The organism is Nonomuraea sp. NPDC004186 (assembly GCF_053603495.1).
Window position 1 is genome coordinate 1 of sequence record NZ_JBSGFQ010000285.1, and the last position, 1029, is coordinate 1029.

The window sequence follows — 1029 nt, forward strand, 5'->3', positions numbered from 1 at the left end:
TGGCGAAGGTGAGAACTTAAGCGCCGGTAAACGGCGGTGGTAACTATAACCATCCTAAGGTAGCGAAATTCCTTGTCGGGTAAGTTCCGACCTGCACGAATGGCGTAACGACTTCCCCGCTGTCTCAACCGCAGACCCGGTGAAATTGCAGTACGAGTAAAGATGCTCGTTTCGCGCAGCAGGACGGAAAGACCCCGGGACCTTCACTACAGCTTGACATTGGTGTTTGGAACGGCTTGTGTAGGATAGGTGGGAGACTGGGAAGCTCGGACGCTAGTTCGGGTGGAGTCATTGGTGAAATACCACTCTGGTCGTTTTGGATGTCTAACTCTGGTCCGTGATCCGGATCGGGGACAGTGTCTGGTGGGTAGTTTAACTGGGGCGGTTGCCTCCCAAAAGGTAACGGAGGCGCCCAAAGGTTCCCTCAGCCTGGTTGGCAATCAGGTGTTGAGTGTAAGTGCACAAGGGAGCTTGACTGTGAGACTGACGGGTCGAGCAGGAGCGAAAGCTGGGACTAGTGATCCGGCATCGGCGTGTGGAAGCGGTGTCGCTCAACGGCTAAAAGGTACCCCGGGGATAACAGGCTGATCTTCCCCAAGAGTCCATATCGACGGGATGGTTTGGCACCTCGATGTCGGCTCGTCGCATCCTGGGGCTGGAGTAGGTCCCAAGGGTTGGGCTGTTCGCCCATTAAAGCGGTACGCGAGCTGGGTTTAGAACGTCGCGAGACAGTTCGGTCCCTATCCGCTGCGCGCGCAGGAGACTTGAAAGGGGCTGTCCCTAGTACGAGAGGACCGGGACGGACGAACCTCTGGTGTGCCAGTTGTACCGCCAGGTGCACGGCTGGTTGGCTACGTTCGGGAGGGATAACCGCTGAAAGCATCTAAGCGGGAAGCTTGCCTTGAGATGAGGTCTCCCACCCTGTGAGGGGGTAAGGCTCCCGGTAGACGACCGGGTTGATAGGCCGGAGGTGGAAGCGCGGTAACGTGTGGAGCTGACCGGTACTAATAGGCCGAGGACTTGACCACA

General features: G+C 57.4%; 1 rRNA gene. It reads left to right on the forward strand.

The features are described from left to right. Positions 1–1028 (forward strand): 23S ribosomal RNA (locus ACWEPL_RS65280); the annotation flags it as partial. Between the last annotated feature and the right edge of the window lies 1 nt (position 1029).